25 protein-coding genes are annotated in these 12,546 nt (G+C 59.4%); 17 read left to right on the top strand and 8 right to left on the bottom strand.

Annotated elements, in window-relative coordinates:
- Window positions 1-7 precede the first annotated feature (7 nt).
- The 8 genes from AC1RQ9_RS04295 to AC1RQ9_RS04260 all read right to left on the bottom strand — a co-directional run bounded on the left by AC1RQ9_RS04295 (window position 8) and on the right by AC1RQ9_RS04260 (window position 3,595).
- Window positions 8-262 (bottom strand): hypothetical protein, encoded by a 255-nt coding sequence (locus AC1RQ9_RS04295; RefSeq protein WP_485985710.1) that lies wholly within the window; start codon window positions 260-262, stop codon window positions 8-10.
- Window positions 259-384, bottom strand: a complete 126-nt coding sequence (locus AC1RQ9_RS04290; protein ID WP_485985708.1) for a hypothetical protein — start codon at window positions 382-384, stop codon at window positions 259-261. Before AC1RQ9_RS04290 ends, AC1RQ9_RS04295 begins: the two co-directional genes overlap by 4 nt.
- Window positions 381-677, bottom strand: a complete 297-nt coding sequence (locus AC1RQ9_RS04285; RefSeq protein ID WP_485985707.1) for a hypothetical protein — start codon at window positions 675-677, stop codon at window positions 381-383. The genes AC1RQ9_RS04290 and AC1RQ9_RS04285 overlap by 4 nt, the downstream gene beginning before the upstream one ends.
- Window positions 674-946, bottom strand: a complete 273-nt coding sequence (locus tag AC1RQ9_RS04280; protein WP_485985706.1) for a hypothetical protein — start codon at window positions 944-946, stop codon at window positions 674-676. Before AC1RQ9_RS04280 ends, AC1RQ9_RS04285 begins: the two co-directional genes overlap by 4 nt.
- Entirely contained in the window at window positions 943-1,305 is a 363-nt protein-coding gene (locus AC1RQ9_RS04275) for a hypothetical protein (protein WP_485985705.1), read from the bottom strand. The genes AC1RQ9_RS04280 and AC1RQ9_RS04275 overlap by 4 nt, the downstream gene beginning before the upstream one ends.
- A gap of 128 nt (window positions 1,306-1,433) precedes the next feature.
- Window positions 1,434-1,784, bottom strand: coding sequence for a helix-turn-helix domain-containing protein (locus AC1RQ9_RS04270; RefSeq protein ID WP_485985704.1), 351 nt, complete (start codon window positions 1,782-1,784; stop codon window positions 1,434-1,436).
- Window positions 1,785-2,164: 380 nt separating this feature from the next.
- Window positions 2,165-2,662 (bottom strand): hypothetical protein, encoded by a 498-nt coding sequence (locus tag AC1RQ9_RS04265; RefSeq protein ID WP_485985703.1) that lies wholly within the window; start codon window positions 2,660-2,662, stop codon window positions 2,165-2,167.
- 150 nt (window positions 2,663-2,812) lie between these two features.
- A complete protein-coding gene (locus tag AC1RQ9_RS04260) occupies window positions 2,813-3,595 on the bottom strand; it encodes a DUF4145 domain-containing protein (RefSeq protein WP_485985702.1) in 783 nt (260 codons plus the stop codon).
- Between AC1RQ9_RS04260 and AC1RQ9_RS04255 the strand changes: the two genes are divergently transcribed.
- From AC1RQ9_RS04255 to AC1RQ9_RS04175, 17 genes are all read left to right on the top strand, one after another.
- A complete protein-coding gene (locus AC1RQ9_RS04255) occupies window positions 3,594-3,797 on the top strand; it encodes a hypothetical protein (RefSeq protein WP_485985700.1) in 204 nt (67 codons plus the stop codon). The genes AC1RQ9_RS04260 and AC1RQ9_RS04255 overlap by 2 nt on opposite strands.
- Entirely contained in the window at window positions 3,794-4,516 is a 723-nt protein-coding gene (locus AC1RQ9_RS04250) for a hypothetical protein (protein ID WP_485985699.1), read from the top strand. Before AC1RQ9_RS04255 ends, AC1RQ9_RS04250 begins: the two co-directional genes overlap by 4 nt.
- A complete protein-coding gene (locus AC1RQ9_RS04245; protein WP_485985698.1) occupies window positions 4,509-4,799 on the top strand; it encodes a hypothetical protein in 291 nt (96 codons plus the stop codon). The genes AC1RQ9_RS04250 and AC1RQ9_RS04245 overlap by 8 nt, the downstream gene beginning before the upstream one ends.
- 16 nt (window positions 4,800-4,815) lie before the next feature.
- Window positions 4,816-5,442 carry a hypothetical protein gene (locus AC1RQ9_RS04240; RefSeq protein ID WP_485985697.1) on the top strand — a complete coding sequence of 209 codons (627 nt, stop codon included), beginning with the start codon at window positions 4,816-4,818 and terminating at the stop codon, window positions 5,440-5,442.
- On the top strand, window positions 5,442-5,651 hold the full coding sequence (locus tag AC1RQ9_RS04235; RefSeq protein ID WP_200409965.1) for a hypothetical protein: 210 nt from the start codon (window positions 5,442-5,444) through the stop codon (window positions 5,649-5,651). The genes AC1RQ9_RS04240 and AC1RQ9_RS04235 overlap by 1 nt, the downstream gene beginning before the upstream one ends.
- Window positions 5,652-5,829: 178 nt before the next feature.
- Window positions 5,830-6,075: a hypothetical protein gene (locus tag AC1RQ9_RS04230; RefSeq protein WP_019085768.1), complete on the top strand. Its 246-nt coding sequence runs from the start codon at window positions 5,830-5,832 to the stop codon at window positions 6,073-6,075.
- Complete coding sequence (locus AC1RQ9_RS04225) at window positions 6,060-6,332, top strand: hypothetical protein (protein WP_141300207.1); 273 nt, start codon at window positions 6,060-6,062, stop codon at window positions 6,330-6,332. The genes AC1RQ9_RS04230 and AC1RQ9_RS04225 overlap by 16 nt, the downstream gene beginning before the upstream one ends.
- Window positions 6,329-7,531 (top strand): hypothetical protein, encoded by a 1,203-nt coding sequence (locus AC1RQ9_RS04220; protein WP_485985695.1) that lies wholly within the window; start codon window positions 6,329-6,331, stop codon window positions 7,529-7,531. The genes AC1RQ9_RS04225 and AC1RQ9_RS04220 overlap by 4 nt, the downstream gene beginning before the upstream one ends.
- Window positions 7,528-7,731, top strand: a complete 204-nt coding sequence (locus AC1RQ9_RS04215) for a hypothetical protein (RefSeq protein ID WP_485985694.1) — start codon at window positions 7,528-7,530, stop codon at window positions 7,729-7,731. Before AC1RQ9_RS04220 ends, AC1RQ9_RS04215 begins: the two co-directional genes overlap by 4 nt.
- Before the next feature lie 214 nt (window positions 7,732-7,945).
- Window positions 7,946-8,491, top strand: coding sequence for a hypothetical protein (locus AC1RQ9_RS04210; RefSeq protein ID WP_485985693.1), 546 nt, complete (start codon window positions 7,946-7,948; stop codon window positions 8,489-8,491).
- Between the two features lie 113 nt (window positions 8,492-8,604).
- Window positions 8,605-9,012: a hypothetical protein gene (locus tag AC1RQ9_RS04205; protein ID WP_485985691.1), complete on the top strand. Its 408-nt coding sequence runs from the start codon at window positions 8,605-8,607 to the stop codon at window positions 9,010-9,012.
- Between the two features lie 330 nt (window positions 9,013-9,342).
- Entirely contained in the window at window positions 9,343-9,519 is a 177-nt protein-coding gene (locus AC1RQ9_RS04200) for a hypothetical protein (RefSeq protein WP_485985690.1), read from the top strand.
- Window positions 9,519-9,641: a hypothetical protein gene (locus AC1RQ9_RS04195; RefSeq protein WP_485985689.1), complete on the top strand. Its 123-nt coding sequence runs from the start codon at window positions 9,519-9,521 to the stop codon at window positions 9,639-9,641. The genes AC1RQ9_RS04200 and AC1RQ9_RS04195 overlap by 1 nt, the downstream gene beginning before the upstream one ends.
- A 147-nt stretch (window positions 9,642-9,788) precedes the next feature.
- A complete protein-coding gene (locus AC1RQ9_RS04190; RefSeq protein ID WP_485985688.1) occupies window positions 9,789-10,664 on the top strand; it encodes a tyrosine-type recombinase/integrase in 876 nt (291 codons plus the stop codon).
- A 44-nt stretch (window positions 10,665-10,708) separates the two neighbouring features.
- On the top strand, window positions 10,709-10,888 hold the full coding sequence (locus AC1RQ9_RS04185; RefSeq protein WP_485985687.1) for a hypothetical protein: 180 nt from the start codon (window positions 10,709-10,711) through the stop codon (window positions 10,886-10,888).
- Window positions 10,885-11,493, top strand: coding sequence for a DUF3164 family protein (locus AC1RQ9_RS04180; RefSeq protein ID WP_485985686.1), 609 nt, complete (start codon window positions 10,885-10,887; stop codon window positions 11,491-11,493). Before AC1RQ9_RS04185 ends, AC1RQ9_RS04180 begins: the two co-directional genes overlap by 4 nt.
- A gap of 271 nt (window positions 11,494-11,764) precedes the next feature.
- Window positions 11,765-12,532, top strand: a complete 768-nt coding sequence (locus AC1RQ9_RS04175; RefSeq protein WP_485985685.1) for a DNA adenine methylase — start codon at window positions 11,765-11,767, stop codon at window positions 12,530-12,532.
- The last annotated feature ends 14 nt before the right edge of the window (window positions 12,533-12,546 follow it).

Here is a 12,546-nt window from a genome sequence, read left to right as displayed (position 1 = left end):
GTCCCGGTCATGATTGGCCTCCCACTTTCCGAGGCATGCTGTAGGTCGTGACGAAGCCGCCCCGGTCGTCATACCCGGACTTGGCCAGCATGCCGCTGCGCACCAGGCCGTTAAGAATCCGCGTGACGTGGCTCTGCCGTTTCAGACCGGGCATGAAGCGGCGCACGGTTGTGGCTGGGACGGCAGGCGCATGGGTGTAGCGGATGGCGTCGCGGTGGGCGTCCAGCACCTTCTGGCGCATGCCGATGTGGACTGTCTTCATGGCAGGCACTCCAGAATGATCAGCCCCAGGCAACCCCATACGACGAAGAAAAACAGCACATGCGCGCCGACTTCCTGCACTGTTGGCAGGTTATGACGGACGTGTTCGGGAAGGTGGATCATGTCCGCACCTTCCCAGCCTTTCGGCGCGCGGCGAAAATGGTGGCTTCGATCTCGCCACTGGCGTTGTCGATGGGGGCCGCGCGCAGCAGCAGGCTTTCCATGTCCATCCAGCGGGCATCGGCCTGACTGGTGGCGTGGCGGCAGGCCTGTTCGATACCTTCGGCCTTTGCCTGCTCGGCATCGATCATGAACCGGTTGTGCTGGTGCAGCAGGTTCATGGCGACGGACTGGTTGGTCAGGGTCGAGCGCGATGCCAGATCGCGCGGCGCCATGGGGCGGAAAATGTCGGTCATGCCGCAACTTCCTTGTCGTTCGGTACGTGGCTGGCCACGCGGTGACAGCCGATCTGGTGGGTAATGATGTCCTCGGCATCCATGGCGCGGGTCAGCAGCGCCATACACTGGCGGATGCGCCAGCGTTCGGCGTGGGTGAGGACAATGCCCGGAGCAGGGTTGGTGCATAGCGCCAGGCGCAGCTGGCGTTCGCATTCCTGCCGGCGCAGGACCGCGGTCTGCAGGTCCCGCGCCTCGCTGGGGTTGATCGTGGGCAGCGGAAGGGTCATTGGCCATCCCCTGCCTCTTTAATTTTTTCGGCGAGAACCGAGGCCTGCAGGGCATCCCATGCACGCTTCACCTCGACGAATTCCAGCACGGTGACCGCGCCGCCCCCGCCAAAATTCTTGCTGATCAGCCGGATCAGGTCGAGGGCACGGCTAACGCGGTGCAGTTCCAGCAAGCGCTGACGGAATGGGCCATCACCATCCAGACAGTCCCGCTGGATATCCGCGATCATTGCCCGGGCTCGGGTTTCATCCTGCGCGGAGAAAACAACGGCTGCACCGGGACCGAGCGGCTGCCACCGCATGGTGTCCAGACTGATGACCTTTTCCGGCGGCTCAATGCGGGTCAGATCGCCGCTCATGAGCAAGCGTCCGGCATGGTCTGAAGATTGGAATGGGTAAACACAAAAACCTCCATCGCGGGTGGCGATGGAGAGGAATGTGATATTAGCTCACATATTTAGTCAAGCGATTTGTGAGTTATACGCACTTAGGCGTCACCAATCACATCCTTGTTGACGCGCTGTAGCATCAGCTTCAAATGGGTCTCTGCTTCGTCCTTTGGCATGGATCGAAACGCATAAAGGAGCAGAGCCTCTTGATCGTTTTGGGCTTCTGCCTTTCGCTTGTCTCCAATTCCTGACGTAAGCCAGTCTAAGGATAGTCCGAATTCGCTGCACATTCTGATGAGTAACTCCCGTCCAGGTTTCTCATCACCACTTTCGATTTTAGATAGATAAGAACGGGAAATAGACAGCCCAGATACAAAATCTGCCTGTTTCATTTTCATCTCTTTGCGCAGCTCACGAATGCGCTGCCCGATGGTTTTCTTAGATTCCATGAGTGTGAGTATGCCTATCAGGCACAATTCATGTGTGAGCCTGACACACGCACATGCTTGACATTATAATGTGAGTTATGCTCACTCGTGAACATGGATGTGCGTAATATCATTCGGGCGGCCGGTGGCCCTTCTCGTATAGGAGAGGCCATAGGGAAAACCCATTCGGCTGTATGCCGCTGGAAAAAGGTCCCCAGCGTGCATGTGCTGACCGTGGCTAGCCTGTCTGGAATATCGCCGCACACGATTCGTCCCGATGTGTTTGGCCCTGAACCGCCGCAACAAGCCCCGGAACAGGCAACTCCATGGTGGGACCTCCCCGGCGCCCATGGTGGACAAAGGGGGGCGATATGAACGCACCCCCATCCCGCGCTAAAACATCAGGCACGATGTGCCCAGAGCCACGTCCCCAGGTTGGGTATCGTTTCTCCGGTTTCGGCGTCGGACGCCTCTCCGATTCGACGATATTTGAACTGCCGAACATCGTGCCGAAGTTCGCAATATGCGTGCAGGTCGGTGATGATCGTGACGCCGTCACGGTTGACGTAGAAGTCAAACGCTTGAACGTCGATCGTGCGCTGGGTCTGTTCCTTGTTGGCATCCGTGTAGTCAATGATAACGCGGGCATTGCGCACGTTTTCCCTGAATGTGGGCTGCGTGGTCTCGCGTCGGCGCGGGTTCGGGGCTTCGATATGGCTGCCGCCGGTCGTCGGCGCGTCCGGGTCGGACGGCAGGTGCTTGCCCATGCGGGCGAGCAGCCAGATTACCAGTCCAAGACCGATAACGGCGAAGGCTATGCCAAGCCCCAAGCTGACGAAAAAGCTTGTTCCCAGAAGATGGGAAATAACGATTGCGGCAATCGCGGCTACGATTGCCATGAATTGAGCCATTTACCAGTTCCCATGGTGTGTGTTGCAACAACCATGGTGGGCCAAGCGGGCCGGTCGGGCAATCGACTGGCCCGCAAGGGTGCGTTCCTGCGCATGATGACAGAGCACCGGGGGGCAGCGGGGGACGGCGTGAGCACGTCACTTTTTTTTCCTCTTGCCCAGTTTCGGACTGAAGTTCAGCCATCGTGCGGTCTTTTGGGCTACACTATCGGGATCAAGCTGCCCGTTATCCGCGGTAGCCTCCCCGCGCATACGCTTAATCATCTCAGGCAATGTGACGAGATAAATCAGCGTCATTTTCGTGAGGTTGGCGAGGTCATCCAGTTCCGCGTTCGACAGTTCGTCGCCATCATGTGTCGCCACATTGCCCAAATAGCCGATGTGTTCCGCCCATTCGCCAATAGCCGGAGCCAGCAGCCCTTCATTCGAGAGACGCCCAAGTCGTCGACCCAGCATTTCAATTTTATTGGGATCAGCGAGAGGATTAATATTCTTCGTCGCAAGGTCCAGAGCCGTTCTATACCCAACGCCCGAAAGAAGGTTCTGACCGCCCAAACGCGTCTCTTCGGCTTGTATAAACGCGTTACTTACTTTTTTGGGCAAAAATTCTGGGATGTCGGGCTGTGGTTCGGGCGGCCACTGCTCCAATATTTCGATAAACAGGGTAATATCCTGCGGGATTCCATGGGTGATAGGCAGCCCTCGCGCAATCATGAGCGCGGCCTGAAAGATCATATCCCTTCTTATTGCCTCAACACGCAATCCGACAGGACCGTAGCAAGTCAAGTTGCCGCACACGGCTGCTATCGAGAAATATTGCGCGTCTTTTGGCTCTGCAGCGGGGCTGAACAGCGATCCAATCCTGAAAGTAGAGTCCGACCGACAATGCGGACATTTCAGGCGGAAGGTGAAAGAACTCATGTCTGATTATTCCATTACTCAGGCGCGGGACCACATGGCGAATGCTGAACGTAGCATTCGCCGCGCCATGTCTGCGAATTCTCCGTCTGAACGGACCGAACGACTGTCCCACGCATATCTGGCCACGCAGCCGGAAGGCCGGGATGCTTTTGCAATGGTGCTGATTGCCCGCGTGGCAATGGCAGGTCGGGGGGCAGCATGAAAATCGACGCACTTGGAATCCGGGTCAATGGACTGGAAGTTTCCAACACTGACCCGGATCTGATTTTTCTGATCAGTCCTCGGCAGATGGCGTTCCTGCTGCGGGCGCTGCAAAGCGCGCAGTCAGATACGACCGCGCCCAGTCCAACCACTCCTCTGGCGTTGTGGCTGGAAGGGTTTGAAGCTCGGTCTCGATTAGAACAGTCGATGACCCAAGATAGCGCGTCTTGGGTTCGTAACCTGACTGACGCTGTTCCACGCTTTCCTCGTCTATCACCGCAACGGTCAGAGCGACCTGATAGGCAGGCGTTCGCGAATCTGGACTCAGATCCTGTTCGATCGAAAGCGACACAATCGTTAACTGATGTCTCATGGGATTCCTCTGCTTCGTCTTGTGTGGAAGCAGACAAAGTAGAGGATACGGGGGATGGCGTCATGTCATCCCCCGGCATAACTGCTGGTCCCGATGACTTCGATGCCGCCCTGGCAGAACGCGACGGTGAAAAGTTGGAGATCGTCACCGGGCAGAGTGGCGTGTCCGATTTCATGCATGGCATTCGTCCCCCTGCTCTGGCAGATGCCCTGAAGACAGATGAGGTGGTCAGGCGTCTGTTTGCCCGTGCGCGGCAACTCAACGCGAAAATCAAAGCATTGCGTGGGGGGGCGGCAACCGGCGCTGCGGGTAGCAAGGCAACGCAGAAAGGGCAGCATCGTGGCTAAAGCGCCGATGCCGCCGCGTCCTTTCGTCGTTCGTGATCCGGAACCGATCGCACCGGCATTTCCCAGCTTCTGGTGCGCATTGCTCATACCGTGGAAGTGGCCCGCGCGCAGGCGCGGCCTGCTGCGGCGCGAGTGCATATCGCGCGCCCAGAATGTCGGGCTGCAGGACCCGCAAGAGATCGTCAAGGCAGCATGCATTTTCGAGCAGTACCTGTCCGGAATGCTGCCTTCCGAGGTGTCCGATGAAGACGCGGCACCATCCCCGTTTCCTCCAACTGTCTGAATAGGAAATCGCCCTCATGTCGAAGGGATTCAGCTTTTTTAACGGTGCCCAGAACAGGCGCGCGGCGTGCCTGGACATGGCCATCCGGCATGCCGATGCGGCCGGCTACACTTATGAAGCCGAGGACGTAATCACGAACGCGGCTGCGTTCGACGATTACATCATGACTGGCAATGTGCCGTCGATGGATGACGACACGGACGCGGGTGATGACGCATCTGAGCCGGTTATCGGTGTCTTCGCCGGTCTGGGCACGCTTGATAATGAACCGGTGCTGGATACGCCGGTGGCGAAGGGTGCTGCAGGCGAAGCAAAGCCGACCGCAGATGACCAGGGCGACACGGACGCTGGCGCTGTATCCGAAACCGAAAGCGAAAAACGGGTGATCGAACAGATGCTCGCGCACGTGGCCAAGATCGGTCTGCGCCTGGAGGGTCAGAAGATCGCTGATGACGGCGTAGATTTCGATTGGCAGGGCCGCCTTCCCGCCGATCCTCTCTTGGTCATGATTGCAACGAATACTGCGGAAGACATCTCGTCGAAGCTTGGAAAGCTTTTCAAGGCCGGTCATGTCTGCGCGGTGCATTATGACGAAAAGGGCTTCCCTTGCGTGTCGTGGTCGCCGGTCAGCGCGGCGGCCTGATGACCCATCATTCACCCACCGCCATGACCAGCGGCGCAACCTGCCAGTGGATCGAGGGGACCGTGCGCCATGGCGTGCGGCCCGCGTTCTGCGGCAGGCCTGCGTGCGTGCGTCGTGTGTGGTGTGGTGAACATGCGGTGCGTGTGTTCGCGGCCCCTGCACGGGCTGCGGACCTGGGCAATCCTGAACAGAATGAGGTGTCAGCATGATGGCGGCATCAGGTCTGGCGCAGCGCATGCCCCGTCCCTCACCCGCGATGGCTGGGACATGCGCTGCTTCATATAGACCCCTTTCCTACCCGGTCCTGATCTCACTTGTTGCTGAGAGAGATCATGGAGGAAACGGGTGGGAAAGAATTGGTCAAATTGCACTCAGAAGATTCATTTTATGACGGCCGCTGTTTACCGCGACACGGTCCGGGGCGTGTTGACGCGCCAGTACGGACGGATCCGGAACGGCGCCAAGCTTCTGGCCGGCCGGATCGATACCAGTCCGCGCACCGTGCGCAACTGGCTGGATGGTGTCTCCGCCCCGCGTGGCGAAGAACTGATGAAACTGATGATCGAGTGCGACGAGCTACGCGACGAAATTTTCCGTCTGGTGGATGAAGGTAGGCAATGCCCAAACGAATAAAACTGCCACGGGGCATCTCTTTGGACTTCGGGCGTGGGTTTGGGCTGCGACTGGACCGGGGCAGCAGTTTTCCGTCCCTGAGCCTGTTCCTGACCCGGATCTATGCACTGCCTGATGGCCTGACAGGCATCATCACCCACCTGATCGCAAACCGGCAGGCATTGCGCCTGGCGACAGCCGAACTGGAGCGCCTGCGCGCCCGGTGCGCGGACTGTCCGCACGAATGCCCGCCGCAGGCTGAGGAAGGCGACGCATGACGACCCTGCCAACAGTTGCCGATTTCGACGCCGGGGTCGTGCCGCCGTGGTCCATGATCCGCACCATGCCAGCCGAGGCGCGCGGCGTGGCGCATTCCCTGATCGACACGCTCAAGGCCAACCGGATGATCGTGCTGCGCAGCGGCACGCACATGCTGACGGATGCCGAGGTTGCGACCTTCATAAGCGAAAGCCCGGACGTGCTGGCCCGCACGCTGCCCATGATCGAGCAATGGGGCTTTGCCGCGCGGGATGATGATGGCGCGCTGTACAGCCCCCATCTGCTGCAACGTGAGATCCGCCGGCAGGAGCGTGCGCGGCGGCGTGCCGAGCGGGACGAGGCCCTGCGCCAGTTCGAGGCTGCGCAGGCGGCCGGGGCCATTCCTGCGGACGATACGCTGCGCGGCTACAAGGCCCGGATCAATGGTGGCAATGGTGGCCGCCCACGCAAAGGGGAAACACCGGAGCAGGCACGCGCCCGCCGCGCACAGGAAGCCGAGGACACCGTCCGTCAGCGCCACATGCCGCTGATGGTGTCTGTGCCGGCCACCCAACCGGCAGAAACCGAAAACCGAAACCAAAATCCAAATCGGTTTTCGGTTTCTGGGGGTTCGGTTTCAAAACTAGGTTCTTCGGTTTCCGTAGATATAGATAAAGATAAGGATATTAATTCATCTATATCTGAATCTGTCGAAACCGGTTTGCCCCAAACCGATGCCGTCATCGAACGCGGCGCCATCGATCGGACGGTCAAGGCGGTGATGGAGGCGGCAGGCTTCCCCAGCTACAGCACGCGCCGGCATATCGGCATGGTCCGTAAATGGCTTCAACAGGGCATACCGGAAGCCGTGATTGTCCAGGCGATAACCGATCACACGGCTGACATGCACGAAAACCGGGAAGTTCCCCAGCACGCAGGCTGTTTCGACAAGCCCGTGCAGGCGGCCTGGTCCCAACACCAGATTGCAGCTGACCTGCCTGAACCGCCGCCATCTCCGGTCATGCAGGAATGGGAAAAGCAGGCCCGCGCGGATCTGGCCGAAGACCGGCGCAAATGGTCTGACCTGATGCAGCAACTGGGCGACTACGGCCGCGCCAAGCAGGAATGGGCACAGACGGCCGCCAGCCTTGGCAAGCCACCTGAACTGACCCTTGACGCCTATCTGGATGCCTACCGACCGCAGGACGTGGCGGCATGAACATGCGGCGGCACAAGCATGTGCGCGAACTGATCGCGCGTGCTCGTGCCCAAGGCCGGCATGGCAGCCTGACCAGCAAGGGGCATATCCGCCTGATGCATGATCGTGCGGCGCGGTTTGTCATCGCGCCTGGCACGCCATCGGATTACCGGTCATGGAAAAACACGCTGGCGCAGATGAACCGGCTGGTACCAGCCTAGCCTGCATGTGGATTATTTCGCGGTCTATGGCGGTCCGCACCCATTAAAACTGGCGGAAAACAGGAATTGGCGACTCGGCTACTGACCTGTGTACAAAAGAGGGATATATTGTGGCCAATTCCTGGCCGCTGATCGATCCTGCCTGATGCCCAGATGCAGCAGGTTCCGCAAAGAGACGATGACGCCGGGAGTCCTGCTTACTGAAAGGCTTCGCGTGTCAGTCGCCGCCCTTTCCCGTCGTCGGGCACAGTCGCCCGCTCAGTCCGCCTACCGTCCCGATTTCCGTCCGTCGGAGACACGTATCGCCCACCATGACCTTGCGCTGGTGGATGTCGAGATCACCAAGAAATCCCGCCCTGTCGAGGTCTGGCGTCGGTGCGCCGGGCTGTATGGCCTGTTGCGTTCCAAGGCGATTACCGAAGGGCAGGTCCAGTCTGCCCAGTTCTGGGCAACCGATTACGAAATCAGTGCCCTGGGCGGAACCGATCCGGAAATGGAACACGGTGCAAAACGCGGTGACATTCATGACGCCATGATCGGGCGCATGGGATCTGCCGCGCGCCGCAACTACATCCGCCAGCGCATCGGTGCGCGCGGCGAGCAGCTGCTGGTGCTGCTGATGATCGATGGGCTGTCCCTCAATGATATGGCGGCACGGCTGAAACAGGACAAACGCAACACGTCAGGTGCGCTGTGTTTTCTGCTGGAACAGCTTTCCGAACATTATGACGGGATGCCGGGACCTTTATGGAAAGGTTGACGTGCCACCGCTTTTAAGTCATTTGTGGCAAACTATCGTTATGCGTGGGTCCAGAGAGTGGACGCCACGCTTTTTTTATGCCCGCTCGGGCGTTCCCAACATAGAGCCATCAGATGAAATCACAGCTGCCGACCCTGTCGCGCGGCGATATTGTCGTGCGCGGTAACCGGCATGGCATTGTCGTGACCCTGACAAAGCAGCGTCTGTTGGTCGTGCCGCTGGAATGGAACCCCTTCCCGCGTCATCGCGCGGATGTCGGGATCGGCACGCTGACCTCGCAGGTCATGTTCCATGACGCGGTTGCGCGGTGCGGGGATCGCCAGTGGGTCAGTCGGGAAGCCCAGCATTTTGCAGGCCGCGTGGCCCCCGCTGTCGTGACGACCATCGTAAACGCCATCCGTCGGGAAGAAATCGCCCGTCAGACTGAGCGGCTTCCCGCCGGCCTGGTCAAATCGACACTGGCCTTCGGTCCCATGATGGGCAGTCGCGGGCGGCGGGTTGGCGCGCCTTCGCTGGGATAATGGAAGGTTCGTAGAAAACCGTCTTAATCGCCATGTATTCCGGTTCGAGTTGGCAGTTTTCTGCCGATATTCATGTGACAGGACGCAAAAGCCATTTCCGTGTGACTGTGCTTACCGTGCAAGTAGATAACGAGGCGAAAAGCGACAATTACGGTTCCTTAAATTGCTGCTGTTTCGCCAATCTTGCTGCCATGGGCCGCAAAAGATTTTCTGGCATGGCTGTGTTTGTTCACAGCCATGCCCGTAAAACAATGACTGCTTGAAAAAGCAAAGGCCGCCGGTGGGCAAACACCGACGGCCTTCTGTTCCACCCCCTGAACGGACCAGAGGATGAATAAGCCTGATTATAGCAAGGATCTGGTGAAAATGAATCTCCATTCGATGGAAATACATGGCCACCTACCGTCCATCGTGTGGTGGGCAGTTGCCTTCGCAATCGTCGTGATTGCCATCAGCATAATGTTGGGCGTGCTGGGACACTATGGCGTTTATGGAAACAGCAAATAATGACTGGTCTGATACATGCACTGAGCGCAATGCCGATCGTCCGGTTCTTCGATCTGCTCATTCTCGCGGGATGGATCGTGGCGCAGCCCATGCTGTGCATCGCCATCTGGCGCGCCCCATAGCCGCAAGGATAACTCAAAGTTATCTGGCAGCACCGGATCGGGCATCCGCAAGATAACCCCATGCAGGGGCCTGATAGCCGCAAGATAACACCAGTTATCTGGCGGATTTCAGGGGGGCTTAACCACCCCGTTTTATAATGAAATCATATGGTTAGCGGAGACCGCGCCATGCCGTCCACTGATGAGGCCCCAAAAGCCCCTCAGAACTCGGCCGACAATCTGCTGATCAAGACATGGCTTCACAACCGTGGTGCGAACACGCGCCGCGCGTATGAAAGCGATGTCCGCGCCTTCCTTGCGCATGTGGACAAACCACTGGCGCAGGTGACGGCGGCCGACCTGCAAAGCTGGTACGACAGCCTGACGGGAGCGGACGCCACGCGACGGCGGAAGCTGATGGCCGTCAAGTCGCTGCTGTCCTACGGCGCTGCCATGGAAATGCTGCCCCGCGATGTGGGGCCTGCCGTCCGTGTGCCGAAGATGCGCGACAGCCTGCATGAGCGGATCCTTACGCAGGAACAGGTGCGTGACCTCATTGATGGGGAAACGGATCCGCGCAGGCGCACCATGCTGCGCGTCCTGTATGCCACCGGGCTGCGTATCTCCGAGCTTTGCGCCGTCCGGTGGAAAGACCTCAAGCGCCGCCAGCAGGGCGGCGTCGCCCATGTGTTCGGCAAGGGCGGCAAGAACAGAACCGTCGAGATCCCCGCCAAGGTGTGGAAGGAGATCGTGGCGCTGCGTGTTGATAGTCGGCCAGAAGCGCCGATGGTCCCCGGCCACGATGGCGGTCCGCTTAGCGTCGATGCGGTCCACCGCTCCGTTAAGCGGGCCGCGAAGCGCGCAGGCCTGCCATCGCAGGTTTCCGCGCACTGGCTGCGCCACGCGTACGCCAGCCACATGCAGGACAATGGCGCGCCGGCGCATGTGGTGCAGCAGCAGCTGGGCCACACATCGCTGGCGACCACGACACGATACAGCCACGCACGCGAAGGCGCGGGCGCTGGGAAATTTCTGGACCTGTAGCGCCATGCGCGCCGGTCCCCTCACCCGTGAAGCAAGGAAGCCTCATGAAGCCGAGCCGCAAGCCGCGCCAGCCCGCAACGGATGTCACCGTCTGGGAGCGTGCCGCCGCGCATTATCGTCGTATTGCGGGTCGTGACCGTCGTCCCGGCGTGAAGATCTGGGCCAGCGATCGCGCAGCGGAATGCGCGGCCAACATGCGGCGTGCGCAGTGGGAGGCCGCGTGATGGTGCCCGAAAGCTACATGCAGGATTCCGCCGGGCGCCTTGTGCCGCGCGACAAGGTTAAGCCCGAACACCTGATGGTGGATGAATTGGTGCGCGAACTGTTCGGCGGCGCTGCCGATCTGCGCAAGGCCCTCAGTGGGTTTCGTTTAAAGGCGTTCGAGGACATTCGCACCGTCCTGGCGCTCATTGCCGAGAAGTATGGCACCACCTATGGCGGCCAGAAGGGCAACATCACGCTGACCAGCTACGATGGCCTGAAGAAGCTCACCATCGCGATGGGCGATTCCATTTCGTTTGGACCGGAACTGCAGGCCGCGAAGTCGCTGATCGACAGCTGTCTGGGGCGCTGGTCCAAGGGCGCCGACGAGAACCTGCGCGTCATTGTCACGGATGCGTTCGAGGTCGGCAAAGAGGGCAAGATCCGCACGGACAAGATCCTCAGCCTGCGCCGCCTCAATATCGATGATGAGGAATGGCTGCGCGCGATGCAGGCCATTTCCGACAGCATCCGCATTGATGCAACCAAGGCTTACATCCGCTTCCATGAGCGCGACCGGGCGGAAGATGATTTCCGACAGGTGCCGCTGGACATTGCGCGGGCATGATAAACACGTGCTTGACGCGTTCCGGCAAATGATGGATTCGGTAGGCAGGCGCGCCAAGGCATAGGGCGCGCTTTGCTCGATCACGCCCGGACTTAGTCCGGTCGGACGGTTTCCTTCGCCTCACAGGTTTGGGGGCGAGGGCTGGTTTGCTTGCGACAAACCAAACCGCGCAGGTGGTGCTGCGCACGGGAAACCCCCGCCCCGGTTCCTGTGAAGGAACGGGCGTTCGAGTATCATTTCAATGTCACATAGACAAATTTCGGCGACTCCCGTGTCGCCTGTTGCCCCCTATCTGGGCGGCAAACGTAACCTTGCGTCCCGTGTCATCGAGCGCATCGCCAAGGTGCCCCATGATACCTATGTCGAGCCTTTCATCGGCATGGGCGGTGTGTTCTTGCGCCGGCCGTTCCGCGCAAAAGGCGAGGTAATCAACGACGTTTCCCGCGACGTCTCGAACCTCTTCCGCATCCTGAATCGGCACTATGAAGCCCTGATGGACATGCTCAAGTTCCAGCTGACCAGCCGGGACGAGTTCCAGCGCCTGCTGGACATGAACGCGGATAGCCTGACCGATCTGGAGCGTGCCGCACGGTTCCTTTATCTGCAGCGTACACGCTTCGGCGGAAAACCAATGGAGCGGACATTCGGCGTAGCTGTCGCCAGTTCTGCCCGTTTTGACGTAACGCGGCTCGGACCGATGCTGGATGAAGTCCACCAGCGCCTGTCTGGTGTGGTTATCGAATGCCTGCCCTACGAACGGCTGATCACCAAGTATGACCGGCCACGCACGCTGTTTTACCTCGATCCGCCTTACTGGGGATGTGAGGACGATTACGGGAAGAGCATTTTCTCGCCTGATGACTTTGGCCGGATTGCTGACCTGCTGGGCAGCCTGAAAGGCCGCTTCATCATGTCGATCAATGATGTGCCGGAAATCCGGGAGATTTTCGCTCGTTTCCAGATCGAGGAAGTCATGACCACTTATTCGGTCGGTCTGAAAAAGAAGCCTGCGGCCGAGTTGCTGATCACTTCGGTCTGACCCTATCCATTTCG

The organism is Komagataeibacter ossonobensis, assembly GCF_057359305.1.
Note: the sequence above shows the minus strand (reverse complement) of the source record. Positions and strands in the feature narration are given on the sequence as shown.

Bases quoted from the DNA above. Each gene is read 5' to 3' on its own strand.
- AC1RQ9_RS04250 (WP_485985699.1), top strand. From the start codon at position 3,794: ATGAAAATCGACGCACTTGGAATCCGGGTCAATGGACTGGAAGTTTCC.
- AC1RQ9_RS04225 (WP_141300207.1), top strand. From the start codon at position 6,060: ATGCCCAAACGAATAAAACTGCCACGGGGCATCTCTTTGGACTTCGGG.
- AC1RQ9_RS04195 (WP_485985689.1), top strand. From the start codon at position 9,519: ATGACTGGTCTGATACATGCACTGAGCGCAATGCCGATCGTCCGGTTC.
- AC1RQ9_RS04285 (WP_485985707.1), bottom strand. From the start codon at position 677: ATGACCGACATTTTCCGCCCCATGGCGCCGCGCGATCTGGCATCGCGC.
- AC1RQ9_RS04270 (WP_485985704.1), bottom strand. From the start codon at position 1,784: ATGGAATCTAAGAAAACCATCGGGCAGCGCATTCGTGAGCTGCGCAAA.
- AC1RQ9_RS04260 (WP_485985702.1), bottom strand. From the start codon at position 3,595: ATGAGTTCTTTCACCTTCCGCCTGAAATGTCCGCATTGTCGGTCGGAC.
- AC1RQ9_RS04265 (WP_485985703.1), bottom strand. From the start codon at position 2,662: ATGGCAATCGTAGCCGCGATTGCCGCAATCGTTATTTCCCATCTTCTG.
- AC1RQ9_RS04295 (WP_485985710.1), bottom strand. From the start codon at position 262: ATGAAGACAGTCCACATCGGCATGCGCCAGAAGGTGCTGGACGCCCAC.
- AC1RQ9_RS04190 (WP_485985688.1), top strand. From the start codon at position 9,789: ATGGTTAGCGGAGACCGCGCCATGCCGTCCACTGATGAGGCCCCAAAA.
- AC1RQ9_RS04220 (WP_485985695.1), top strand. From the start codon at position 6,329: ATGACGACCCTGCCAACAGTTGCCGATTTCGACGCCGGGGTCGTGCCG.
- AC1RQ9_RS04235 (WP_200409965.1), top strand. From the start codon at position 5,442: ATGACCCATCATTCACCCACCGCCATGACCAGCGGCGCAACCTGCCAG.
- AC1RQ9_RS04290 (WP_485985708.1), bottom strand. From the start codon at position 384: ATGATCCACCTTCCCGAACACGTCCGTCATAACCTGCCAACAGTGCAG.
- AC1RQ9_RS04280 (WP_485985706.1), bottom strand. From the start codon at position 946: ATGACCCTTCCGCTGCCCACGATCAACCCCAGCGAGGCGCGGGACCTG.
- AC1RQ9_RS04230 (WP_019085768.1), top strand. From the start codon at position 5,830: ATGACGGCCGCTGTTTACCGCGACACGGTCCGGGGCGTGTTGACGCGC.
- AC1RQ9_RS04240 (WP_485985697.1), top strand. From the start codon at position 4,816: ATGTCGAAGGGATTCAGCTTTTTTAACGGTGCCCAGAACAGGCGCGCG.
- AC1RQ9_RS04185 (WP_485985687.1), top strand. From the start codon at position 10,709: ATGAAGCCGAGCCGCAAGCCGCGCCAGCCCGCAACGGATGTCACCGTC.
- AC1RQ9_RS04255 (WP_485985700.1), top strand. From the start codon at position 3,594: ATGTCTGATTATTCCATTACTCAGGCGCGGGACCACATGGCGAATGCT.
- AC1RQ9_RS04215 (WP_485985694.1), top strand. From the start codon at position 7,528: ATGAACATGCGGCGGCACAAGCATGTGCGCGAACTGATCGCGCGTGCT.
- AC1RQ9_RS04275 (WP_485985705.1), bottom strand. From the start codon at position 1,305: ATGAGCGGCGATCTGACCCGCATTGAGCCGCCGGAAAAGGTCATCAGT.
- AC1RQ9_RS04200 (WP_485985690.1), top strand. From the start codon at position 9,343: ATGAATAAGCCTGATTATAGCAAGGATCTGGTGAAAATGAATCTCCAT.
- AC1RQ9_RS04205 (WP_485985691.1), top strand. From the start codon at position 8,605: ATGAAATCACAGCTGCCGACCCTGTCGCGCGGCGATATTGTCGTGCGC.